Source organism: Alteromonas sp. AWJ4_199, assembly GCF_056159165.1.
In genome coordinates, this window is record NZ_JBSWUR010000001.1 from 1,489,867 (window position 1) to 1,512,118 (window position 22,252).

At 44.4% G+C, this 22,252-nt stretch carries 26 protein-coding genes; 17 read left to right on the forward strand and 9 right to left on the reverse strand.

Annotation, left to right across the window (positions count from 1 at the left end; translation table 11 throughout):
• Positions 1 to 659 precede the first annotated feature (659 nt).
• From ACXAER_RS06485 to mgtE, 12 genes are all read left to right on the forward strand, one after another.
• Positions 660 to 1,616, forward strand: a complete 957-nt coding sequence (locus ACXAER_RS06485) for a calcium/sodium antiporter (protein ID WP_474827684.1) — start codon at positions 660 to 662, stop codon at positions 1,614 to 1,616.
• 2 nt (positions 1,617 to 1,618) lie between these two features.
• The gene (locus ACXAER_RS06490) at positions 1,619 to 2,599 is read left to right on the forward strand and encodes a KpsF/GutQ family sugar-phosphate isomerase (protein WP_474827686.1); all 981 of its coding nucleotides are present in this window, start codon (positions 1,619 to 1,621) and stop codon (positions 2,597 to 2,599) included.
• Entirely contained in the window at positions 2,600 to 3,148 is a 549-nt protein-coding gene (kdsC, locus tag ACXAER_RS06495; protein WP_474827688.1) for a 3-deoxy-manno-octulosonate-8-phosphatase KdsC, read from the forward strand. It abuts the gene before it with no gap.
• The gene (lptC, locus tag ACXAER_RS06500; protein ID WP_474827690.1) at positions 3,145 to 3,723 is read left to right on the forward strand and encodes an LPS export ABC transporter periplasmic protein LptC; all 579 of its coding nucleotides are present in this window, start codon (positions 3,145 to 3,147) and stop codon (positions 3,721 to 3,723) included. Before kdsC ends, lptC begins: the two co-directional genes overlap by 4 nt.
• On the forward strand, positions 3,692 to 4,237 hold the full coding sequence (lptA, locus tag ACXAER_RS06505; protein WP_474808590.1) for a lipopolysaccharide transport periplasmic protein LptA: 546 nt from the start codon (positions 3,692 to 3,694) through the stop codon (positions 4,235 to 4,237). Before lptC ends, lptA begins: the two co-directional genes overlap by 32 nt.
• A 2-nt stretch (positions 4,238 to 4,239) precedes the next feature.
• Positions 4,240 to 4,965, forward strand: a complete 726-nt coding sequence (gene lptB / locus ACXAER_RS06510) for an LPS export ABC transporter ATP-binding protein (RefSeq protein WP_474827693.1) — start codon at positions 4,240 to 4,242, stop codon at positions 4,963 to 4,965.
• A gap of 73 nt (positions 4,966 to 5,038) precedes the next feature.
• The gene (locus ACXAER_RS06515; protein ID WP_474827695.1) at positions 5,039 to 6,520 is read left to right on the forward strand and encodes an RNA polymerase factor sigma-54; all 1,482 of its coding nucleotides are present in this window, start codon (positions 5,039 to 5,041) and stop codon (positions 6,518 to 6,520) included.
• Between the two features lie 30 nt (positions 6,521 to 6,550).
• Positions 6,551 to 6,838, forward strand: a complete 288-nt coding sequence (gene hpf / locus ACXAER_RS06520; protein ID WP_012517338.1) for a ribosome hibernation promoting factor — start codon at positions 6,551 to 6,553, stop codon at positions 6,836 to 6,838.
• Between the two features lie 13 nt (positions 6,839 to 6,851).
• The gene (gene ptsN / locus ACXAER_RS06525; RefSeq protein WP_474808596.1) at positions 6,852 to 7,295 is read left to right on the forward strand and encodes a PTS IIA-like nitrogen regulatory protein PtsN; all 444 of its coding nucleotides are present in this window, start codon (positions 6,852 to 6,854) and stop codon (positions 7,293 to 7,295) included.
• An 83-nt stretch (positions 7,296 to 7,378) separates the two neighbouring features.
• Positions 7,379 to 8,224 (forward strand): RNase adapter RapZ, encoded by an 846-nt coding sequence (rapZ, locus tag ACXAER_RS06530; protein WP_474808598.1) that lies wholly within the window; start codon positions 7,379 to 7,381, stop codon positions 8,222 to 8,224.
• Positions 8,224 to 8,496, forward strand: a complete 273-nt coding sequence (locus ACXAER_RS06535; protein ID WP_474827697.1) for an HPr family phosphocarrier protein — start codon at positions 8,224 to 8,226, stop codon at positions 8,494 to 8,496. The genes rapZ and ACXAER_RS06535 overlap by 1 nt, the downstream gene beginning before the upstream one ends.
• 173 nt (positions 8,497 to 8,669) lie before the next feature.
• Complete coding sequence (mgtE, locus tag ACXAER_RS06540; protein ID WP_474808602.1) at positions 8,670 to 10,028, forward strand: magnesium transporter; 1,359 nt, start codon at positions 8,670 to 8,672, stop codon at positions 10,026 to 10,028.
• A gap of 55 nt (positions 10,029 to 10,083) precedes the next feature.
• Here the strand turns inward: mgtE and ACXAER_RS06545 are convergent, their stop codons facing one another.
• Positions 10,084 to 10,836 carry a winged helix-turn-helix transcriptional regulator gene (locus ACXAER_RS06545; RefSeq protein ID WP_474827700.1) on the reverse strand — a complete coding sequence of 251 codons (753 nt, stop codon included), beginning with the start codon at positions 10,834 to 10,836 and terminating at the stop codon, positions 10,084 to 10,086.
• A gap of 223 nt (positions 10,837 to 11,059) precedes the next feature.
• Between ACXAER_RS06545 and ACXAER_RS06550 the strand changes: the two genes are divergently transcribed.
• A complete protein-coding gene (locus ACXAER_RS06550) occupies positions 11,060 to 11,875 on the forward strand; it encodes a spondin domain-containing protein (protein WP_474827701.1) in 816 nt (271 codons plus the stop codon).
• A 12-nt stretch (positions 11,876 to 11,887) separates the two neighbouring features.
• The gene (locus ACXAER_RS06555) at positions 11,888 to 12,745 is read left to right on the forward strand and encodes a spondin domain-containing protein (RefSeq protein ID WP_474827703.1); all 858 of its coding nucleotides are present in this window, start codon (positions 11,888 to 11,890) and stop codon (positions 12,743 to 12,745) included.
• Positions 12,746 to 13,019: 274 nt separating this feature from the next.
• Here ACXAER_RS06555 and ACXAER_RS06560 read toward each other — a convergent pair whose 3' ends face one another.
• The 7 genes from ACXAER_RS06560 to rplM form a co-directional block, all read right to left on the reverse strand.
• The gene (locus ACXAER_RS06560; RefSeq protein WP_474827705.1) at positions 13,020 to 13,493 is read right to left on the reverse strand and encodes a ClpXP protease specificity-enhancing factor; all 474 of its coding nucleotides are present in this window, start codon (positions 13,491 to 13,493) and stop codon (positions 13,020 to 13,022) included.
• Positions 13,490 to 14,122: a stringent starvation protein SspA gene (gene sspA, locus ACXAER_RS06565; RefSeq protein ID WP_012517332.1), complete on the reverse strand. Its 633-nt coding sequence runs from the start codon at positions 14,120 to 14,122 to the stop codon at positions 13,490 to 13,492. The genes ACXAER_RS06560 and sspA overlap by 4 nt, the downstream gene beginning before the upstream one ends.
• A 167-nt stretch (positions 14,123 to 14,289) precedes the next feature.
• Positions 14,290 to 15,024 (reverse strand): cytochrome c1, encoded by a 735-nt coding sequence (locus ACXAER_RS06570; RefSeq protein ID WP_014948333.1) that lies wholly within the window; start codon positions 15,022 to 15,024, stop codon positions 14,290 to 14,292.
• Complete coding sequence (locus ACXAER_RS06575; RefSeq protein WP_110288466.1) at positions 15,021 to 16,286, reverse strand: cytochrome b; 1,266 nt, start codon at positions 16,284 to 16,286, stop codon at positions 15,021 to 15,023. Before ACXAER_RS06575 ends, ACXAER_RS06570 begins: the two co-directional genes overlap by 4 nt.
• A 5-nt stretch (positions 16,287 to 16,291) precedes the next feature.
• Positions 16,292 to 16,921: a ubiquinol-cytochrome c reductase iron-sulfur subunit gene (gene petA, locus ACXAER_RS06580; protein ID WP_118490220.1), complete on the reverse strand. Its 630-nt coding sequence runs from the start codon at positions 16,919 to 16,921 to the stop codon at positions 16,292 to 16,294.
• A gap of 436 nt (positions 16,922 to 17,357) precedes the next feature.
• Positions 17,358 to 17,750, reverse strand: coding sequence for a 30S ribosomal protein S9 (rpsI, locus tag ACXAER_RS06585; RefSeq protein WP_014948330.1), 393 nt, complete (start codon positions 17,748 to 17,750; stop codon positions 17,358 to 17,360).
• Between the two features lie 12 nt (positions 17,751 to 17,762).
• Positions 17,763 to 18,191: a 50S ribosomal protein L13 gene (gene rplM, locus ACXAER_RS06590; RefSeq protein WP_012517329.1), complete on the reverse strand. Its 429-nt coding sequence runs from the start codon at positions 18,189 to 18,191 to the stop codon at positions 17,763 to 17,765.
• 273 nt (positions 18,192 to 18,464) lie between these two features.
• On the opposite strand from rplM, the gene ACXAER_RS06595 reads away from it, so the two are divergent.
• From ACXAER_RS06595 to ACXAER_RS06605, 3 genes are all read left to right on the forward strand, one after another.
• Positions 18,465 to 19,379 (forward strand): hypothetical protein, encoded by a 915-nt coding sequence (locus tag ACXAER_RS06595; protein WP_474827708.1) that lies wholly within the window; start codon positions 18,465 to 18,467, stop codon positions 19,377 to 19,379.
• A gap of 191 nt (positions 19,380 to 19,570) precedes the next feature.
• A complete protein-coding gene (locus ACXAER_RS06600; protein WP_474827710.1) occupies positions 19,571 to 20,218 on the forward strand; it encodes a tetratricopeptide repeat protein in 648 nt (215 codons plus the stop codon).
• A 206-nt stretch (positions 20,219 to 20,424) separates the two neighbouring features.
• Positions 20,425 to 21,591 carry a hydroxymethylglutaryl-CoA reductase gene (locus tag ACXAER_RS06605; RefSeq protein WP_474827712.1) on the forward strand — a complete coding sequence of 389 codons (1,167 nt, stop codon included), beginning with the start codon at positions 20,425 to 20,427 and terminating at the stop codon, positions 21,589 to 21,591.
• Between the two features lie 86 nt (positions 21,592 to 21,677).
• On the opposite strand, the gene ACXAER_RS06610 is transcribed toward ACXAER_RS06605, so the two are convergent.
• The gene (locus tag ACXAER_RS06610) at positions 21,678 to 22,046 is read right to left on the reverse strand and encodes a YbaN family protein (protein WP_474827714.1); all 369 of its coding nucleotides are present in this window, start codon (positions 22,044 to 22,046) and stop codon (positions 21,678 to 21,680) included.
• Between the last annotated feature and the right edge of the window lie 206 nt (positions 22,047 to 22,252).

Sequence of the window (22,252 nt, forward strand, 5' to 3'; positions counted from 1 at the left end):
AGGCTGGCTTGTCTAGTAGACATGCCCACTGGGCCGTGTAATTTGGTGGCATTGTACGCTTTTTCAAGAGCCTCGCCAAAGTCAAAAAGTTACAAGTTATGTTCGATTAAGACGAATTGTATACCAGACCGCATAGATAATTACCCACTCAGCGAGAGTTAAAAGGTTCGTAATCGCGGCGTGTTACCGCAGGTATAGTGGTTCTACATCAAGGTGACACAACAAAGAGTACGGACATTTTAAACTCGCCCTTCGGGAAGGTCTGGCAAGCTCCCTAGCTTCATTCTGGGAATTTGAAAGGGAACAGCCATTCCTACATTCCCACGCTTTGCTAGGGAACTTGCCAGCGCCTTCTGAGTGGGCAATTATCTACGCGGCCTGGTATTTGTATCCCGCGCTAAGACGAATATTATCCCGCGCTGAAGTGATGTCAGCGCCTTAGCTAATTCCCACGTGTAGTTCCAGTCTCCATCCTATTTCGTTGTTTATTAACTGAAACTGAACACTAGCAGCAACCAAACATATTCTTGTTGACTGTTAGCTATTAACGAAAATACAGGGTAACTGACCTTATTTGATGAAAATAAAGCGTTGCGAGCATAGGCAAATGGCACTCTTTTTGCGACAATCTAACAAAATACTTTCTATTACAGGTTGTTGTGCTTTTAAACATTGTTATTTTTCTGGTTGGGCTGATTGTCTTGAGTTGGAGTGCGGACCGTTTTGTGTACGGTGCTTCCGCACTAGCAAAGAACATCGGTATCTCTCCTATGATGATTGGCCTAACGATTGTCGCTATGGGCTCTTCGGCACCTGAAATTGTGGTTTCCGCTATTGCCTCTGCCAACGGCAATATGAACACTGCGGTAGGTAACGCGTTAGGTTCGAATATAACTAATATCGCTCTGGTGTTGGGTATAACCGCACTTGTAAAGCCGCTTCTTGTTTCATCTACAACCCTAAAACGTGAGCTCCCCGCCCTTCTCATCATCTCATTAATCGCAATCGGCTTTATGTTCGATGGCGAGCTGAAGTCTTACGAAGGGATAATTTTACTAGGCCTTTTCATTTTTGTTTTGGCAATGATGGCTTGGTTATCGCTACAAGTAGATAAAGAAGACCCGTTGGTTGCAGAAACCGCAGATGAAATTCCCAAGGGCGTTTCTAATACATCTGCACTTATCTGGATTGGTGTTGGCCTTGTTATATTACCTTTGAGTGCCCACTTTCTTGTAAATTCAGCCGTTGAAATTGCCAGATACATGGGCATTTCCGATTTAGTTATCGGGTTAACCATTATTGCGTTTGGCACAAGCCTTCCTGAATTAGCGGCAAGTGTTGCTGGTGTGCTAAAAGGTGAAGATGATTTAGCACTTGGTAATATTATCGGCTCTAATATTTTCAACTTGCTAGCCGTACTTGGTATGCCAGGTTTAATTGCCCCAGGTCTGCTAGACCCTGACGTTTATAATCGAGACATGTACGTTATGCTCGGTTTAACCTTGCTGTTGTTCTTGTTCAGCTTTGATTTAATTGGAAAGCGTACAATATCAAGAACCAATGGATTTATACTTCTGGCTTGCTTTATCGGCTACCAATATTGGCTGTTCGGATAATCATGGATACACAAACTCAGATGCACTATATCGAATCGGCAAAGCGCGTTATCGACATTGAAACGCAGGCTATTGCTAACCTTGCTGAGCGCTTAAATGGTGACTTTATCACTGCATGCAACATTCTCTTCAACTGTAAGGGAAAAGTGGTTGTAAGCGGTATGGGAAAATCTGGACATATCGGCAATAAAATTGCCGCTACCCTTGCGAGCACTGGAACACCTGCCTTTTTCATGCATCCCGGTGAGGCCAACCACGGCGATTTGGGCATGCTAAGCAAAGGAGATGTGCTATTAGCCATTTCCAATTCTGGTGAAACCAATGAGTTAGTTAACTTACTGCCCGTGGTTAAGCGCTTAGGTATTCAGGTAGTGGCGATGACCAATAGTGCTGATAGCTCGCTAGGCCAACACGCAGATGTAGTGCTGGATATCAGTGTAGAAAAAGAAGCATGTTCATTGGGTCTGGCGCCTACATCAAGCACAACGGCCACACTGGTTATGGGCGATGCCCTTGCGGTAGCGCTGCTTGACCAAAAAGGCTTCACCTCAGACGACTTTGCGCTGTCACATCCAGGTGGAAGTTTAGGCAGAAAACTGCTGCTTAAAGTGAGTGATATTATGCTTAGCGGCAGCGATATCCCACTAGTGAATTTAAATGCGTCTGTTGCTGACGCGCTTTTGGAAATTTCCAAAAAGGGCCTGGGCATGACTGGTGTTATCGCACCCGATGGTTCGTTAACAGGCGTGTTTACTGATGGTGATTTACGCCGGATACTCGATGCCCGTATAGATGTACACAGTGCGACAGTAGAAGATGTAATGACCAAAGGCGGCAAAACAACCACAGCAGAACAGCTTGCTGTAGAAGCCCTAAACTTAATGGAAGCCCATAAGATAAGCGCATTAATGGTTACCGATGAAAAGCGCAACCCTGTCGGAGCCTTCAATATGCATATGCTTTTGAAAGCGGGAGTACTCTAAATGACGACGACTTTATACACCGATTTAGACCAGGCGCTTTTTGAGAAGTTGGCGCACATTAAACTACTGGTGTGTGACGTGGATGGCGTATTTTCAGACGGCCGAATTTACTTAGGCAACGACGGTGAAGAACTTAAAGCTTTTCACACCCGCGACGGATATGGCGTGAAAGCCTTGGTAAGTAATGGTGTTAACGTCGCCGTGATAACAGGGCGACGTTCAGCAATTGTAGAAAACAGAATGAAGGCGCTAAACGTAGCACACATTATTCAGGGTGAAGAAAACAAAGCTGACGCCCTCGGCGAGTTAATGAAAAGCCTTGGGTTAAGCCCCAGCGAAGTTGCCGCTGTAGGAGACGATATGCCCGATACAGGTATGTATCAGCATGTGGCGGTAAAAATTGCGGTTGCCGATGCTCACCCTTTTGTTGCAAAGCAAGCGAACTGGATCACCACACTTCCGGGTGGATTTGGCGCAGTTCGAGAAATATCGGACACCATTTTGCAAGCTAAAGGCGTTGCAAATGACATTTTCGGAGCTAGTGTATGAGCCAGTTTGGCTTCAATCGCTTAGGTTTAAGTATATCGGCGCTATTTATCTTAGCTATGCTTATGTACATCCCAACGTGGATGGAAGAGCAGCCTGAAACTCAAGGTAGTAGCGAAAATGATGCGCTCAAGCCTGCCTACAAGGCCAAAAACTTAACAACAACCTTGTACAACCAAGACGGTGAGTTAAATCACAAAGTCTTTGCAGAGTCGATGGAGCATTACGACCAATTAGGCTTTGTTTTATTCCAGCAACCTAAATATACCCTTTATACAGAAAGCGCTTCATCACCTTGGGTTGTAACTGCGCAGGAAGGAACGCTTTATAACAATGAATTAATTCAGCTTGAAGATAGCGTTGTTATTGAAAATCAAACCAGCGATGATTTTGTCAAAAGTTTATCCACGGAATACATCCAGATAAATTTAGACACGAAACAAATGACATCTGATCAACCCGTTGAGATACTGGGTACGCAATATCTTATTTTAAGCAATGGGTTTAACGCGAATTTACGCACACAAGAATACGAGCTTTTAGATCATGTACAAACGACTTATTCCCCTAGCAACTAGCCTTCTACTTGCCATCGCTAGCGGTGCGGTAATAGCCAGTGAAGAAGATTTTTCACAACCCATTAAGATAGGGTCAAACACCCAGTTTATTGATGGTAAAAACAAAACCGCGCTGTACAAGGAAGATGTACTTATTACCCAAGGTTCACTCCTAATCGAAGCTGATGAAGTAGAAGTAATAGCTACAGATGGCAGCGGCCGTGAAATATTTATCGCCCGTGGCAACCCTGCTAGCTATTCTCAATCACTAGAAGACGGTACACCGGTATCAGCGAAAGCCAATGAAATTCGCTATGAAGTAATTAATCGCACTATTTCTCTGGCGGGTAATGCTGAGCTACAGCAAGATACCAGTAAAGTGCAAGGTGATAAGATTACGTTCGATATGATTACTGAACAATTGCTTGCAACGGGTGGTGCCGGTGAAGATGGTGAAGGTCGTGTAACCACAGTATTTACTCCTGACACCATTCGTAAAACATCGTCTAAGAAAGACAACGAGGACAATGAATAGCAATGGCAACTTTGAGCGCTAAAAACCTTGCTAAATCGTATAAATCGCGACAGGTTGTTCGCGATGTAAGCCTTTCAGTGTCTACCGGTCAAATTGTCGGTCTTCTCGGCCCTAACGGCGCTGGTAAGACCACCACTTTTTACATGATTGTAGGCTTAGTCAACTTAGACAAAGGCAAAATCGAAATTGATGATAATGAGCTTACTCACCAGCCAATGCATGAGCGCGCACGCCGCGGTATAGGCTACCTCCCGCAAGAGGCATCAATATTTAGAAAGCTTACGGTATATGAAAATATCATGGCCATTTTGCAAACCCGTAAAGATTTAAATTCACAACAGCAAGAAGAAGAAGCTGATGCACTACTTGATGAATTTAATATCAACCATATACGTAATAGTACGGGCATGAGTTTGTCAGGGGGAGAACGTCGTCGCGTAGAGATTGCTCGCGCTTTGGCAGCGAAACCACAATTTATTTTGTTAGACGAACCATTTGCTGGTGTTGATCCAATATCAGTTAATGATATAAAGAAGATAATACAGCATCTTCGCGATAGGGGTATTGGTATCCTTATCACGGACCATAACGTACGCGAAACATTGGATGTTTGCGAAAAGGCGTACATTGTGAGTCATGGTGAGCTTATTGCGCAAGGAACCGCGGAACAGGTTTTAAGTAATCAAAAAGTAAGGGATGTATACCTAGGCGAACAATTCAGGCTATAGTTAATGTAACCGAATTGTCATTTTTCAGTTTCGCTCTGGTATATTCAATTTAGAGCATTTAAATAAGACGTAGATGAAACCATCTTTACAGCTAAAATTTAGCCAACAACTTACCATGACACCTCAGTTGCAGCAGGCCATCAAGCTGCTGCAGCTTTCTACGCTTGATCTTCAGCAAGAGATTCAAGAGGCACTCGACTCTAATCCACTGTTAGAAGTGGAAGAAGGTAACGACGAGCCACAAGTAGAAAAGAACAATGTCGATAGTGACGATAGTGCTGCTGAAGCGACAGCTTCTGCATCAAGCGACACGCTAGAGGCAGGAGATGCACTGGAGAAGAACGACCTTCCCGATGAGCTGCCTATCGACAGCACCTGGGACGAGTACTACTCCGCCTCTTCTGCGCCTGCGCCTGGCCCGTCTAATGATGACGAACAAATCTTCCAAGGTGAAACTACCGAAGACATCCAAGAGCATTTGCTTTGGCAAATGCGCCTCACTCACTTTTCAGACACTGACCGCGCTATTGCTACGGCTATCATCGACTCAATCGACGAATCCGGTTATCTAACCGTTACCCTTGACGATATCTTAGATGCTGTTAATGACGATGACTTAGAAGAGCCTATCGAAATGGACGAAATAGAATGTGTGCTTAAGCGCATTCAAATGTTCGACCCCATTGGTTCAGGTTCTCGTACACCTCAAGAGTGTCTTATGGTGCAATTGCGCCAGTTTTCAGAAGACACACCGTGGCTTGCTGAAGCGAAGCAGCTTATTGAGGAATATTCAGACTTACTGAGCAGTAAAGACTACCGCACGCTAATGCGTAAGAGCCGATTGAAAGAAGATCAGCTGCGCGAAGCAATGCGTTTACTCCAAACCTTGAATCCTCGCCCAGGTAGTGCTTTAGTTACTAAAGAGCCTGAATACGTTATTCCTGATGTCTCAGTAACCAAGAAAAATGGCCGTTGGGTGGTTGAGCTGAACCCCGACAGTCTGCCTAAATTAAGCGTAAATCAAACGTACGCAGCAATGAGTCGCCGTGCCAAGAACAGCAGCGATTCACAATTCATCCGCTCACACATGCAAGAGGCTAAGTGGTTCATAAAGAGCCTTGAATCTCGCAACGATACCTTGATGAAGGTTGCAAATTGCATTGTGCAGCAGCAAATGGGCTTTTTTGAGCACGGCCCGGAAATGATGAAACCAATGGTGCTAAATGATGTCGCAGAAATGGTAGATATGCACGAATCGACTATTTCGCGTGTGACAACACAGAAGTATATGCATACGCCCCGTGGCATCTTTGAATTGAAGTATTTCTTCTCAAGCCACGTAGCAACCGAGTCAGGTGGTGAGTGTTCATCTACAGCGATTCGTGCTTTGATCAAGAAGTTAGTGGCTGCGGAAAATCCTAGCAAGCCGCTAAGTGATAGCAAGATTGCTTCATTGTTGGCCGAGCAAGGCATAAAAGTCGCTCGGCGAACAATAGCAAAATACCGGGAATCGTTATCGATCCCGCCGTCGAACCAACGCAAAAGCCTTATCTAACCGGGCTTAATAATATAAGGAAGACGAAATATGCAAATCAACCTTACTGGTCATCATGTCGAAATCACCGACTCTTTGCGTAATTATGTCGATACGAAGTTCAGCAAACTTGAACGTCACTTTGATCACATTTCTAATGTGCATGTCATCCTGAACGTTGAAAAATTAAATCAAAAAGCTGAAGCGACTGTTCATTTAAGTGGCGCTGAAGTATTCGCATCCTCAGAAAATACCGACATGTATGCGGCGATTGACAGCATGGTTGATAAACTCGACCGGCAGGTAATCAAGCATAAGGAAAAACTGAAAAAACATTAGTAGTTAATTAAGCATGGATATACAAGCCATCGTAAGTCTGGACCGCACCGAGTGTGCGGTTCAGTGTAATAGTAAAAAGCGAATTCTTGAGATCATCGCTGATATCGCTGCCAAGCATAACGATAACATCGACCAGGCAACGGTTTTAAATAGCTTGATGGCTCGAGAACGTATGGGTAGCACGGGTATAGGTAACGGCATAGCACTGCCCCACGGCCGCCTAGCAGGCCTTGAGAAGGTAATAGCAATCGTTGTAACAAGTACACCAGCTATCAACTTTGATGCCCTAGACGAAAAGCCCGTAGACATATTCTTTGCTCTTCTCGTTCCCGAAGAGCAAACCGAAGGACACCTTCAGACACTGGCTACCGTAGCCGGTAAGCTAAGCGACAAAGAAACGATTAAAACAATACGTCGTGCAACAACCAGCGACGAAATTATTTCTGCATTAAGTTAAACAATAAGGGCTTATACATTATAGATAGGCACTTTATTCAACAACGCGTATGTGATGAAACCAGAATATAAGGGAGAGTTTAGGTGAAGCTGATCATAATCAGTGGTCGTTCGGGGTCTGGTAAGTCTGTCGCACTTCGCGCTTTGGAAGATTTAGGTTATTACTGTGTTGATAATATCCCAGTAAATTTGCTTCCCACCCTCACCCATACTGTTGTTGATGAATACGATCAAGTTGCGGTAAGTATTGACGTTAGGAATCTCCCCAAAAACCCTGACGACTTGGTAGAGATTCTAGACTACCTGCCATCCTCTTGGTCGATGACTATAGTATACATTGACGCAAGCGACGACGTTCTGGTTAAGCGCTTTAGCGAAACTCGCCGTCTTCACCCTTTAGCTAAGCTAAATAAGTCTCTATCGGAAGCTATTAGGGCGGAATCTGCGCTTCTTGCACCAATTACTGAACGCGCTGATTTATACCTAGATACAGACAAGCTAACAATACATCAACTCGCCGAACTGATCCGTGAACGTATTTTGGGTAAGAAAAGTTCACGCCTTGTTCTTGTCTTTGAGTCGTTTGGCTTTAAACACGGTATACCTAAAGATGCTGACTACGTTTTTGACGCGCGTTTTTTACCTAACCCCCATTGGGAGCCAGACCTTAAACACTTAACTGGGTTAGATGCCCCCGTGGAAGTATTTTTAGGCTCACAACCCGTAGTAACCAAATTTATTTGGCAAATTCAAAACTTAATGACTACATGGCTTCCTCACTTAGAGCGCAACAATAGAAGCTATGTGACTGTGGCTATCGGTTGCACTGGCGGCCAACACCGCTCTGTCTATATTGCCCAAACCTTGTCGAAAACCTTCAGCGAAATACATCCTGATGTTCAAATTCGTCACAGAGAGTTGAACCAGTAATGACTATTCAAAAAACGCTTACCATCGTCAATAAACTCGGCTTACACGCGAGAGCAGCCACGCAATTGGTTCAGCTTGCTAATCAGTTCGATGCCAAAATCATTTTAAAAAAAGGCGATAAAGAAGCCGATGCAAGCAGCGTCTTAGGCTTGATGATGCTGGAAAGTCACCAAGGCGAACAGGTAGATGTTATTGTCGATGGTGATGACGCGGTCGATGCACTTGCTGCCATTGAAGAGCTGATTGAGGGCAGATTTAACGAAGACGAATAGTCTCAACCCGAATATCTTTTGATGAATTAACCAACAGCTAGCTTAGTAATTCCAAATTCTTGTGTAAAAGCCACGCAATTATCATGACAGACTTAATATAATTGCGATATTCTACGCACACTTAGGCTACGCAGCCTTTATTTTCCATATCAGCTGAGTAGGAATAACGCCTTATGGCAGAAGCGCTTGTTTCTAAATACGTACAAACCCAATTACGCGCACTTAACGCAGCGTTGATAAACGGTCAATTTGTATCTGTACGTAAGCTTCTGCTTGAACTCCCCCCTTCAGACGTTGCTCATATTCTCGAATCTAGCCCTAGCAGGACCCGTGATGAGTTATGGGAGCTAATTGATAGCGACTTTCACGGTGATATTTTAGAAGAACTCTCTGATGATGTTCGAAACGGTATTATCACAAAGATGCTCCCCGCCAATGTGGTTGATGCACTCGAAGAAATGGATACCGATGACTTAGCAGAAACGCTGAGTAGCCTTCCTGAACCCGTGTTGGCAGACATTCTCGATTCAATGGATGCACAAGACCGCGTACGTGCTGAGCAAGCGCTGTCTTACGGTGAAGAAACCGCTGGTTTCATCATGAACACCGATACCATTACCTTACGTCCTGATGTAACCATTGATGTGGTTCTTCGCTACATTCGCTTAAAAGGTGAGTTACCGGAAAATACAGACACCTTCTATGTGGTCAATAGAACCGATAATCTGGTCGGTATTATTCCTGTTGCCCGTCTTCTCACCGCAGATACCGACGACAAAGTGTCTGATGTCATGGACGAAGAATCTGAAGCGATTCCGGTAAACATGCCCGACGATGAAGTGGCAAGCCTGTTTGAGCGTTATAATTGGCTTTCAGCACCGGTAGTTGATGAAAATCATCGCTTAGTGGGGCGAATTACCATTGATGACGTAGTTGATATCATTCGTGAAGACGCTGAACACTCAATGATGAGTATGGCGGGTCTTGATGATGATGAAGATACCTTTGCACCGGTTATGCAAAGTACTAAACGCCGCTCCGTTTGGCTGGCAGTAAATTTAGTGACAGCGCTAATGGCAGCAATGGTGAGTGACTTATTTGAAGCCACGCTAAGTCAGCTTGCTGTGTTAGCTATATTGAACACCATTGTGCCCAGCATGGGCGGCGTGGCTGGTAACCAGACACTAACCCTTGTTATTCGCGGTATGGCGCTCGGTCATGTAAATGCCAGTAACTCGCGTTGGCTTATCAGTAAAGAAATCTCTATTGGCTTTTTAAATGGGGCAATTTGGGCTGTGCTAATTGCCTCTGTTATCGCACTCTGGAAGCAAGATTACATGCTGGGCGTTATTATCGCCTTTGCGATGATGGTAAACATGATTGCGGCAGCGCTTGCCGGCGCAACCTTACCCATGATCATGAAGCGCCTTAAAATAGATCCTGCGCTCGCTGGAAGCGTTATTCTAACTACGATAACCGATGTGGTTGGTATCTTTGCCTTTTTAGGTACGGCAACGCTGTTTTTAATTTAAGTCGCTGAAGATTAGCCTTTTCCTAGGGCACAAGTAATTTTTTAAACTATATCGTTCAGGCGCTTAACGCCTTGGCTGTATACCCATTAATATTCAGTTTGTATCCGACACCCCATACGGTTTGTACTAGCTGTCCGCCATTTTCAATACTGTTAACCTTGTCAAGTTTAGAGCGAAGACGATTAATATGTGTGTTTACCGTATGCTCATAACCTTCATGGTTATATCCCCAAACCTCGCTAAGTAGCTGATTGCGGGAAAACACCTGATTGGGGTGACGACAGAAATAATTCAACAAAGTGAATTCGCGTGCCGTTAATGCCAGTATTTGACCATTGATCGTCACGCTGTGATAACGCTGATCTACCCTAAGCGGGCCAATTTCGATGCGTTCTTCGCTACCATCGTTAGTTCTCAAGGTTTCTTGGTTGGGCATACTTCTTCGCATATGGGAGCGAATACGTGCTGAAAACATACGCTCGTCAAACGCACCAGTAAGGTAGTCATCTACACCTGCTTCATAGTAGTTAGCCTCATCTACTGTATCGTCAGTCGTATCAGTTCTCGGCATATCGCTTTCAACGGCCACCACCCAACTCTCAGGGTTAGCTTCTACTAAACGTCTAATACGCTGCAGGCACATAGTATTACTGTGCGATTCGACAATAATGAGTGAATACTGCTGCGCCCTAAGCAACGACTCTGCTGATTGAAAATTAGAGACTGCGTCGTAAAGAAAGCTATGCTTACTTAAGCTTTGCGATATATTGTGTTGAAACTTATTTCCAGTGTAGATGATAAGGATCATATCTCGCTCCTAATTCGCCAATAAAAAACAAGACCCGACCCTTCGTGTTTTTATTTCACATTAATAACAATTTTTTGACTGATAAATAAGCAATAAAAATTTATAACAATATTATTATTTATCGATACAAATCTGTGTTTTTTTTGTGATAGTTCTGTGATGAATTAAAAATTTTACTGCCCTAAATTTTTATGCGATTTAAGCCATAAACAAGGACAATAAAATGAAATTCACTAAACTTGCTAGCGCTACCTTACTGTCGCTAGCAACAATATCAGTAAGCCAAGCTGTTACCTTAAATGTTGAAATTACTAACTTAACCCAAGCGCAAAGCTTTACGCCGCGCCTAGTTATTGCTCACGATGACACAGTTGACGCTTTTGAAGTCGGACAGCCAGCGTCATCGGCATTAGCGTGGCTTGCTGAAGCAGGTGTTATTGATGATGAGCAAAACGCTGATTCAAGCGGCGCTAACTTTGAGGCGTTATTGGGTCCTGTTGATACTGACAATGGGTCAAACACATGGCACCGTTTTGGGGGCCTACTAGCCCCAAAAGCTACGTTAAGCTACGAATTCGATACTTTAGGCAAGCCATATCTATCGCTACTTTCCATGCTAATACCTACTAACGATGCTTTTGTTGGTATGGACAGTATTGAAATCCCTACCGAACCTGGCACCTATACATATTATTTAAATGCTTACGATGCCGGTACAGAGCTTAACGATGAGCTAAATAGTGCTCGTACTGACGTCGTTGAAGCTGGTACAGGAAATGCGCTGGGTGGATATGGTGTTCCTGGTGTTGCCGGTGGTGGTGCACCTACTCGTATCGTTGACTTAGGTACGGGCGGCACAGGTGTGGGTGCACAAATCGTAAATGGCGAAATTGAAGATGGTGAAGATGGCCCAGTGCACATTCACCGAAATGCGCTTGGTGATACTGATAGCGCCGCTGGTGCCAGTGATCTGGACTCTACCGTACACCGTTGGTTAAACCCCGTTGCACGTGTTGTTATAACTGTTCCTGCATCTTAAGGAGCCATTACAATGAATAATCCAATAATTAAACTCAGTACATTATTGATGCTTTCAGCGCTTCTTGCTGCCTGCGGCGACGATGGTGATACAGGCCCTCAAGGGCCAGCGGGTCCTCAAGGTGAAGCTGGAGTCGACGGTCAAGATGGTGCCGATGGCGCAGACGGCCAAGACGGTTCCGACGGACAAGATGGTATAAACGGTAATTCAGCGGTTTATACCGTACAAATTACCAACTTAACCTACTCTCAGCCCTTTGCTCCTGCCGCCGTCATATTGCACGAGTCAGGCTTCCACTCATTTAGTGAGGGCGAGCCAGCCAGCATGGGCATTGAAATTATGGCTGAGGGCGGTGACCCGTCTATGGTCATTACTGAAGCCATGGACTCCACGGACTTTTTAGATGCGCAAAACTCTGGGGGCATATTGGGCCCTCGTTCAATGGGCACAGAACTAACCCTCGTGGTTCCAGAACTCGACGCTGACGACCTGCATCTTACGGTAACAACCATGTTGGTTAACACCAACGATGCATTTACCGGCTTAAATGCAGCTAACGTAAGTAATATGGCAGTGGGTGATACGAAAACTTTCATGACAGTGACCTGGGACGCCGGTACAGAGGCTAATACAGAAACAGCAGCCACAATGCCGGGCCCTGCCGCAGGAGCAGCAGGAGGTGGTGGAGAGGCAGCGGGTTATGATGTAGTTAGGGACGACCTTGCCGATGCAGTAAGGCTCCATCAAGGTGTGGTAACCAGTGCAAACGCAAATGACCCAAGCCGTGAAGGTTTGTCAACGTCCGTACTAACCGAAGCCCATCGCTTTGATTTTCCGACAAGTCGTGTAGTGATAACTCGAACTCGTTAATAGATGTATAGCGAATCAGCCACTTTAGCGCCCTATTACTTATAAGTAATGGGGTGCTTTCGTATTTATTAGAACGCAAGTTTTTTAGTTGGACACTTAGTTGCGAGGCTTCAAATACAAGCGTCGAAGTGGGAGTAAAATATTAGATAAGGCGAATATGAAGATAATAGCTGGCCCTGCTTAAGCGAATAGCTTTGCAAAGCCAGACTAGGTTAATACACTGAATGTTTTTAAATAGCGACCATGCAAATGGCCCAGTTAGCTACTTAATTAGCTATTTAATAACTTTAAGGCTCGGCTTGCCTTTTTTAGGCGGAACCGGCGCATCTTGAATGTCGCCTGAGTCAGCATCTTCTAGCGGCGTTGGTCCGCTCGGTTGAGACACACCTTCAGATGTTTCAGTACGCTCTTGCTGCGCACGAGCCACATCCTCTTCGGTGGCAAATACAGTACCTGCACCGTTTTCCCTTGCGTAGATAGCCATCACAGCTTCACAAGGCATACTCAATCTTCTGGGCTGCCCAGAAAAACGTGCTTGAAAAGACAAGCCGTCTAAATCAAGAGAGAAGTTCACACATGCGCTTGGCGATACGTTTAAAACAATTTGGCCGTCTTTAACAAATTCTTGCGGCACTTCAACCAACTCATTAGTTGCATCAACCACAATATACGGCGTTAAATCGTTATCAACAATCCACTCATAAAAAGCCCTAAGCAAATAGGGCTGGTTAGACGTCATAGATGTCATAGCGGGTTGTGGATCTCACGCTCTTGGTCAGTCAAAGACGCTTTAAATGAGCTACGAGAGAAAATACGGTTCATGTAAGCGTTAATTTCTTTGCTGCCGGCACCGTTTAGTTCAATACCTAGTGCAGGTAAACGCCATAATAGCGGAGCAAGGTAGCAATCAACTAAGCTGAACTCTTCGCTCATGAAGTAAGGCATCTCACCAAATACAGGCGCAAGTGATAGCAAGGCTTCACGCAGCTCATTACGTGCTGCTTCTACGTCACCTTCACCACGGAAGATACGAGCAGCAAGCGAGTACCAATCTTGCTCAATGCGGTGCATCATAAGACGGCTTTGGCCACGTGATACAGGGTAAACCGGCATTAGTGGTGGATGAGGGAAACGCTCATCAAGGTATTCCATAATGATATGCGACTTGTAAAGTACAAGCTCGCGATCAACTAGAGTTGGAACAGTACCGTAAGGGTTAAGCTCCAACAGATCTTCAGACAGGTTGCTAGGATCTGTGTAGCTGATTTCAACACCCACACCTTTTTCTGCCAACACAATGCGCACCTGGTGGCTATAAATATCAATTGTGTCAGAGAACAACGTCATAATAGAACGTTTATTCGCGGCTACGGCCATTCAATTTCCTCCGTCGAGAAACAAGTTTACGCTTACAAACGGTAAGCTTATTACGATAACTCGTGCTACCTGAACACTCTATACAAAAGGGTTTTCAGGTAGCACGAGTAAATACCAAAAAAGGGGGCGAGAAGCCCCCTTTTCATATTATACATAAATCTGTGCGATTAGTGCACTTCTCGCCAGTATTCTTTCTTCAGTAAGTAAACAAATACAAACAATACTGCGATAAAGATAAGTACCCACTTACCGATTTTGTGAGATTCAAGTTTTGAAGGCTCACCCGTGTACTCTAGGAAGTTCACGATATCGGCAACAGCTTGGTCGTACTCGTCAGGAGACATTGCGCCAGTACCATCTGACTTAATGCCTACATAACGCTTAACCATCTCACCATCAACCATTTGCTCTTCATAAGTACGCGTTGGCGTGCCTTGAAGTGGTTGAAGTACGTGTGGCATACCCACTTCTGGGAATACTGTGTTGTTCACACCAAATGGGCGGCTTTCGTCAACATAGAAAGAGCGCAGGTAAGTGTAAATCCAATCTTCACCACGAACACGCGCCACTAGTGTTAAATCTGGTGGAGCTGCACCAAACCAACCAGCAGCAGCTTCTTCAGGCATTGCACGAGTGATATAGTCAGACACTTTTTCACCCGTAAACTGCAGGTATTCTTGGCCTAGTTCGTCAGGAATACCCAAATCTTGGAATGAACGCTGATAGCGCTGGTACTTCATTGAGTGACAGCCTAAGCAGTAGTTCATGAACAATTGTGCACCGCGTTGTAAAGACGCCTTATCGGTTAAATCGATAGGCGCTTTATCTAGGTGTACGTTCCCGCCTGCCGCAAGCGCTACGCCAGGTAGGAAGAAGGCTAAAAAGCACATCATTTTTTTCATTTAGAAATCCTCTCTGGCACAGGTTTAGTGTTTTCGTTTTTGCTGTACAAGAACAATGCAATGAAGAAACCGAAGTACATTACTGTAGCAACTTGCGACGCAATGATTTTCCAGTTTTCTTGTGGCGTACCACCTAGGTAACCCAGGAAGATAAACACAATTGCAAACACAATAAGGTTTACTTTGTGTAGACCACAGCGATAGCGCCATGACTTAACGCGACCACGGTCTAACCAAGGTAGAGCGAATAGCGCAGCAATTGCACCGAACATAGCTAGTACACCGAACAACTTATCAGGTACCGCTTTCAAAATTGCGTAGAACGGCGTGAAGTACCACACAGGGAAGATGTGCTCAGGTGTTTTCAACGGGTTAGCAATTTCAAAGTTAGGATGCTCTAGGAATTTACCGCCCATTTCAGGGGCAAAGAACAGCACATAAGTAAATAGCGCTAAGAAAATACAGAATGCCACAAGGTCTTTAAGTACGATGTGTGGGAAGAACGGCAATACGTCATCAGCAATGTCGTACTTGCTTGTGTAGTATTCATGAATTTCATATTTAGTCTTTTCAGACTCTGGCAGTGAACCTTTCTTGTGCTTGATAGCAATACCATCAGGGTTGTTAGAACCCACTTCGTGAAGTGCGATAATGTGAAGGAACACAAGAATAACGATAACCAATGGCAACGCAATAACGTGTAATGCGAAGAAACGGTTTAGTGTCGCGCCAGAGATAACGTAGTCACCCTGTAGCCAGATTACCAAGTCAGGACCAACAACAGGGATAGCACCAAATAGCGATACAATTACCTGTGCACCCCAGTAAGACATCTGTCCCCAAGGTAGTACATAACCCATGAAAGCTTCTGCCATAAGCGCTAGGTAGATAAACATACCAAACACCCATAAAAGCTCACGAGGCTTCTGGTAAGAGCCGTAAATCATGCCGCGGAACATGTGTAGATATACCACAATAAAGAACGCCGATGCGCCAGTACTGTGCATGTAACGAATGATCCAACCGTAGTCGATCTCACGCATGATGTATTCAACAGAGGCAAACGCGCCTTCTGAAGATGGAACGAAATTCATGGTCAACCAAATACCAGTAACAATTTGGTTTACCAAAACAATAGTAGCTAGAAAACCGAACACATACCAAAAGTTCATGTTCTTTGGAGCAGGGTATTGAAGAGCGTGCATATTCGCAACGCGCATCATTGGGATGCGTTCTTCAATCCAACCTAGGAAAGCATTCATAATAATTAAGCCTCCGCTTCTGAACCGATGATGATGTTATTGTCATCAACGAATTGATATGGCGGTACAACTAGGTTTAATGGTGCCGGTACGTTTTGGAACACACGTCCTGCCATATCAAACTTAGAACCGTGGCACGGGCAGAAGAAACCATCTGGTACACCCTCAACCACTTCTTCGAAAGCGCCATCTTTAAGGTGCTGTGGAGAGCAACCTAGGTGCGTACAGATACCCACTAGAATCAGGTATTCTTCTTTCATCGAACGGAAACGATTTTGAGCAAAAGTAGGTTGCTGCTCAGCTTCAGAGTTAGGATCTTTCAGCTTATCTTCGTGTGTGCCTAGTTCTTCAAGAATCTCAGGCGTACGACGTACAATCCATACAGGCTTGCTTCGCCACATTACACGTACTAATTGTCCAGGCTCAATCCCGCTGATATCTACTTCAACGTCAGCACCGGCCGCTTTCGCTTTGGCGCTTGGATTCCAGGACGCAATAAAAGGCACAGCAGCACCAACGACACCTACACCACCAACTACCGACGTGGCAACGGTCAAGAACCGACGACGAGTGTTGTTTTCTGGCTGGTTTTCATTGTGTGCAGACTCTGTTGCATCTACAGATACATTGCTCATCCACATTTCTCCAGGTTTGGATAATTATGATGTGTAACCCAAGCTTATACTGGTTTTATCACGCTTGCGTCATGCATCATATGGCTTGTCATGACAGCAACGTAACAGCAAAAATTTACTGGTTTACGAGGTCACGAAAGTTTTCAAAATTTTCGACCGCAAATGATAAAAGAAAAGCCCTTATAAACACAAGGTTTTACTGATATTTAAGCGATAATTTAATTCAATTAGTGTGTTTAGGTTTAGTGAGAGAAAAGCCTAAAATCAAGGTTTTGAAGAATATTTGGCGATATAGCACGCACAAATTAAACCTTTGTTATGAAATAAACGGCAAGATAGACCTCAGCCCACTTTAGAAATTGACGCTCTATAATGAACTTTAAGCAATAAAAAACCCGGCATAAGCCGGGTTTTTGCGATACAAAAAACGTAAAAATTAACGCTTTGAGAATTGTGGACGCTTACGCGCTTTGTGTAGACCAACTTTCTTACGTTCAACGCGACGTGCATCACGAGTAACGAAGCCAGCTTTACGAAGTGCTGGACGTAGTGCTTCATCATACTCCATAAGAGCACGAGTAAGACCGTGACGGATTGCACCAGCTTGACCGTTAGAACCACCACCTTTAACAGTGATGTATACGTCAAACTTTTCAGTCATTTCAACAAGTTCAAGTGGCTGACGAACAACCATGCACTCTGTTTCACGACCAAAGTACTCGTCAAGAGCGCGTTGGTTTACTTTAATGCTACCTGTGCCTGGACGTAGGAACACACGAGCAGTAGAACTTTTGCGGCGGCCTGTGCCGTAGTATTGAGTATCTGCCATGTTAATAGCTCCTTAAATGTCCAAAACTTGTGGTTGCTGTGCTGCGTGAGAGTGTTCTGCACCAGCGTAAACTTTCATTTTACGGAACATTGCGCGGCCTAGAGGGCCTTTTGGCAACATGCCTTTAACTGCTTTTTCAAGAACCATTTCTGGCTTGTGAGCAATTAGTTTTTCAAAGTTTGTCTCTTTAAGACCACCTGGGTAACCAGAGTGCGCATAGTACATTTTGTCTTGCGCTTTACGGCCTGTAACCGCAACTTTCTCAGCATTGATTACGATGATGTAATCACCAGTGTCCACGTGAGGTGTGTACTCTGGCTTATGCTTACCACGAAGGCGTAGTGCGATTTCAGAAGCCAAACGGCCTAGAGTTTTGTCTGTGGCGTCTACCACATACCAGTCACGTTGTACCGTTTCTGGCTTAGCAACAAAAGTTTTCATTTTCAAATTCACCCGAATAATATCGTCGTTACTGATTTCTGAACACCAGAAATCACCTTAAAATCAACGCAAAGACCCCTTCGAGCCGGCTGATTCTTCCACCTTCCCAAAGGTGGGCGTAACTGGGCAGGGCGCGAATTATACAGGAATTGACATAAATGCGAACCCCTAATGCAAAATAAATGAATAATATTTAGCCATAAAACAAATGACAATGCGCCAGATATGCGATATTTTTTATCTGTTGAATTTTTAACCACAAACAGAAGGCAAATGAAAATCTCATCAGTGGTATGTTTTAGTGCACTTGCATTATTTTTCCTTTGCTACAACGCAGCGGCCAAAGAGGAAAATAATAAGAGCATTATTTTCACACGCGCATTTGCAGACAACGAATACGGCAACTATCACGTCGCAGTTTTGCAAGCCGCACTTAATGCAACCCCAGAGCTGGGGACCACAAACTTAGTTCCACATCCACAACCCATGAGTCAAAGCCGTCAGCTGGTGTCACTTATCAATGGCGAAGCTGACGTGATGTGGAGCGCAACCAGTAAAGTTAGAGAAAAACAACTTATCCCTATCAGACTTCCATTACTCAAGGGTTTTGCAGGCTTACGTGTGTTCGTCATAAATCCAGATAAACAAGATGATTTTGACTATTCCATTGATAGTTCAACATTGAAAACTCGGACACTAGTACAGGGTTCGGATTGGCCTGATTTAACTGTACTGAGTTCGAATGGTTACAACGTTGAAGGTGAAGATTGGAGCTTGTGGTTTAATTCTATGTATTCTCTCGTGGAGAAAAATCTTGTTGACGCCTTTCCCAGAAACATCATTGAAGTACATCGTGATTTGTCCCGCCATTCAGCCAAGCGCATTTCGTTAGAGCAAAACCACATCCTGAACTATCCAAACTACGAGTATTTTTTTGTAAGCCCTGATAATCAAACGCTTGCTAAGAGATTAAAACTCGGCCTAATTCGAATATTGAAAGACGGAAAACTTGATGACATTTTTAATGACTTTGAATACCACGAAAAAGCGGGAAAGCTAGTCGCTAGTGGCACACGTAAAATTCACTATCTTGATAATCCCAACATTCCTTATCGAATTAACTACGCCCGCTGGGACAAACACCCACAGCTAGCAATTGATGCACTAACGAAAGAGCTTATTGAGTAATACTTAAAAGGCTCATGTCGTCTTCGAACTTTTATTCGAAAAATCAGAAGCTGTAGCTATTTTGATAGATTTTCACAGCAAATATCGTTAGATTGGCCGCCGATTCAACGATAATTCATGAAATTACTAATAATTTCGTCGAATTATCTCGTTTATTTCTAACTACCTCTTTCTTATAAAGGCGACTTTTCATGCAGAAAAAGAATTTCTTCTCTCCTTTGCTATTCATCCTTCTTACTATGCTGTCGGTATCTACGGTTCATGCAAACACTCTTGATTTGCTACCGTTGCAACACGCGTGGGCAAAAACGAACTATGAGATTGAAGGTGAAGCCCAATTAGAGGCATTTTCTGCACTGATAGCGCAGGCGAAAGTGTTAGTCGAGCAATCAGAAAATAGCGCTGAAGCGCTGACCTGGCTAGCTATCTCTCAATCAAGTATGGCCAGTGCAAAAGGCGGTTTGGGTGCCCTAGACTTTGCTGAAAGTGCGAAGGAAAACTTAGAACGTGCCATTAAAAAAGAGGAAGCGGTATTAGACGGGACGGCACTGATTGTATTAGCGGCACTTTATCATAAAGTTCCAGGCTGGCCAGTTAGCTTTGGAAGCGATAAGAAGGCAAAAAAATTGTTTAAGCGAGCATTGGAAATTAACCCAGAAGGTATGGACCAAAACTTCTTCTATGCTGAGTTTCTTTTCGACGATGGAGAATATGAAGAGGCCCAAGCGTTTTTAATCCGCGCTCAAAACGCGCCTGAAAAAGCCAACCGCCCTCTAGCCGATAAAAAACGCCGAGAAGAGATTGCTGCACTTAAAGCAAAATTGGCTCAAAGAGCATAGCATCATCTGCTGTATGCGGCGCAATCTCACATCGCTATCGCGCTCGAAATAAGTAATGTCCCCTGCTTTTAATGTAGAAATGTGAATTTACTGTCTTTCTACATTAAAAGCGCATACATAGGTGGCACTTATCCTCATGTATAAATTGTAAACAGTTCTCATTCGATATCAGTACTCCTATTATGAAAGAAAAAAGGAGTGGCCCGATGCCTAAAATCCCACGTTCCTCAGACAACGACTACAGCCACGACATGAGCCAGACCCGCCGCGAGTTTATTGCGCGCGAAACCGGCACCCAGCTAAACCACTTAGGACACTATTCAATCCCCCCCGAAACCTTATCGGGAAACATAGAAAATTTTGCTGGTGTTGCGCAGGTGCCTATCGGCTTTGCAGGCCCGATGCTAGTGAATGGAGAGCATGCCAAAGGCGAGTTCTACGTTCCAATGGCCACTACAGAAGGTACGCTAACAGCCAGCTACAGCAGAGGTATGCGTTTAACAAGAGAAGCAGGCGGCATAACCACCACAGTTATTGACGACGCCATGCAGCGAGCGCCTATGTTTGCGTTTTCTAACGCAAGAGAAGCCCTCGAATTTGGCAAGTGGGTCGAGCAAAACTTTGAAGCCATCAAACAAGCTTCTGATAATACCACCAGCGTAGGTAAACTTCGGGATATCGAGCAATATGCCGCCTCTAAGCTTCGCTGGCTTAGGTTCAACTTTACCTGTGGCGATGCTGCTGGGCAAAACATGGTAAGCAAAGCTACCAAAGCAGGCTGCGAGTGGATACAGGCAAACTATTCGGGCAATATTGAGCACTTTGTGCTGGCAGCAAACCTTGATACCGATAAAAAGCACTCGCACTTAAACTCGCTGCATACCCGCGGAAAGCGCGTTGTAGCAGAGATAACCTTGCCTAAACAACTTATGAAAGACATTATGCATTGCCCGCCAGAGGCTTTGTTTAAACAGCGCCAATACTCAAATATGGGCGCTTTAATGGCGGGTAGTGTTAACAACGGTGCCCACTTCGCCAACGGCATTACCGCTATGTTCATTGCTTGCGGACAAGATGTCGCTAATGTGGCTGAATCGTCGGCGGGGTTTACTTATGCCGAAATTACGCCAAACGGCGACTATTACTTCTCAGTTACTATTCCGTCGTTAATTGTTGCTACGTACGGTGGTGGAACTGGTTTAGCTACACAAAACGAATGTTTAAGCGTACTTGGCTGTACAGAAAGAGGTAGCGTTAACAAGTTTGCGGAAATTGTTGCAGCGACCGTGCTATGTGGAGATCTGTCTTTAGGTTCTGCTGTTGTAGCGGATGAATGGGTGAGCAGTCACGAGCGACTAGGTAGAAACCGTTAGAGCACTTCGGCTAGTCGCAGCACGACAACTGCCAAAAAAGTGCAAGCTAACCTGAGAGAAGGCTTTTTGAGTTCTGACAAGAAATGCTAAACAGCAGGAATATTGGGGCGCGTAACAACAAAGTACGCGCCTATTCCCATAAATAGACCTATGCCTATGTACGCTGGAATAGGCATTGATGCGAACAGGCAAACCAGAATAAAGCTCACCAACATACTGCAGCACGCCATGCATTTCACTTTTTTCGAAATTGCACCATGCTTGCGCCACGCAACCAGACTAGGGCCATATTTAGGGTGTTGAAGTAACCAGTTTTCAAGGCGCGGTGAAGATTGAGTAAAACAAAAAAGCGCACCTATCAAAAAAACAGTTGTTGGCATTACCGGCAAGAATGCGCCAATAATACCTAGAAGGGTAAAAAACAACCCGAGTGATAAATACAGTACTTTTTTCATGAAATACTAACGCCCAATTCAGTCCAACTCCTTGGTAAGTGTCATGACTTAACACCAGCGACACACCCTTCCAATATGCCAATTTTATACTCAGATATTAGATAAAGTGGATCTACATTGCTTTGTCGTAAATCAAACCTACTCTATAACCATACGCCAAAATAATGAAGTTTCCATCTACATTGGTCTAATTTACTTTGATGCGG

Bases quoted from the DNA above. Each gene is read 5' to 3' on its own strand.
- rpsI (WP_014948330.1), bottom strand. From the start codon at position 17,750: ATGGCAGATACTCAATACTACGGCACAGGCCGCCGCAAAAGTTCTACT.
- mgtE (WP_474808602.1), top strand. From the start codon at position 8,670: ATGGCAGAAGCGCTTGTTTCTAAATACGTACAAACCCAATTACGCGCA.
- hpf (WP_012517338.1), top strand. From the start codon at position 6,551: ATGCAAATCAACCTTACTGGTCATCATGTCGAAATCACCGACTCTTTG.
- ACXAER_RS06595 (WP_474827708.1), top strand. From the start codon at position 18,465: ATGAAAATCTCATCAGTGGTATGTTTTAGTGCACTTGCATTATTTTTC.
- ACXAER_RS06570 (WP_014948333.1), bottom strand. From the start codon at position 15,024: ATGAAAAAAATGATGTGCTTTTTAGCCTTCTTCCTACCTGGCGTAGCG.
- sspA (WP_012517332.1), bottom strand. From the start codon at position 14,122: ATGGCCGTAGCCGCGAATAAACGTTCTATTATGACGTTGTTCTCTGAC.
- ACXAER_RS06535 (WP_474827697.1), top strand. From the start codon at position 8,224: ATGACTATTCAAAAAACGCTTACCATCGTCAATAAACTCGGCTTACAC.
- ptsN (WP_474808596.1), top strand. From the start codon at position 6,852: ATGGATATACAAGCCATCGTAAGTCTGGACCGCACCGAGTGTGCGGTT.
- ACXAER_RS06545 (WP_474827700.1), bottom strand. From the start codon at position 10,836: ATGATCCTTATCATCTACACTGGAAATAAGTTTCAACACAATATATCG.
- ACXAER_RS06575 (WP_110288466.1), bottom strand. From the start codon at position 16,286: ATGAATGCTTTCCTAGGTTGGATTGAAGAACGCATCCCAATGATGCGC.
- ACXAER_RS06610 (WP_474827714.1), bottom strand. From the start codon at position 22,046: ATGAAAAAAGTACTGTATTTATCACTCGGGTTGTTTTTTACCCTTCTA.
- ACXAER_RS06515 (WP_474827695.1), top strand. From the start codon at position 5,039: ATGAAACCATCTTTACAGCTAAAATTTAGCCAACAACTTACCATGACA.
- rplM (WP_012517329.1), bottom strand. From the start codon at position 18,191: ATGAAAACTTTTGTTGCTAAGCCAGAAACGGTACAACGTGACTGGTAT.
- ACXAER_RS06560 (WP_474827705.1), bottom strand. From the start codon at position 13,493: ATGACATCTATGACGTCTAACCAGCCCTATTTGCTTAGGGCTTTTTAT.
- ACXAER_RS06550 (WP_474827701.1), top strand. From the start codon at position 11,060: ATGAAATTCACTAAACTTGCTAGCGCTACCTTACTGTCGCTAGCAACA.
- kdsC (WP_474827688.1), top strand. From the start codon at position 2,600: ATGACGACGACTTTATACACCGATTTAGACCAGGCGCTTTTTGAGAAG.
- ACXAER_RS06600 (WP_474827710.1), top strand. From the start codon at position 19,571: ATGCAGAAAAAGAATTTCTTCTCTCCTTTGCTATTCATCCTTCTTACT.
- petA (WP_118490220.1), bottom strand. From the start codon at position 16,921: ATGAGCAATGTATCTGTAGATGCAACAGAGTCTGCACACAATGAAAAC.
- ACXAER_RS06490 (WP_474827686.1), top strand. From the start codon at position 1,619: ATGGATACACAAACTCAGATGCACTATATCGAATCGGCAAAGCGCGTT.
- lptB (WP_474827693.1), top strand. From the start codon at position 4,240: ATGGCAACTTTGAGCGCTAAAAACCTTGCTAAATCGTATAAATCGCGA.
- lptA (WP_474808590.1), top strand. From the start codon at position 3,692: ATGTACAAACGACTTATTCCCCTAGCAACTAGCCTTCTACTTGCCATC.
- lptC (WP_474827690.1), top strand. From the start codon at position 3,145: ATGAGCCAGTTTGGCTTCAATCGCTTAGGTTTAAGTATATCGGCGCTA.
- ACXAER_RS06555 (WP_474827703.1), top strand. From the start codon at position 11,888: ATGAATAATCCAATAATTAAACTCAGTACATTATTGATGCTTTCAGCG.
- ACXAER_RS06605 (WP_474827712.1), top strand. From the start codon at position 20,425: ATGCCTAAAATCCCACGTTCCTCAGACAACGACTACAGCCACGACATG.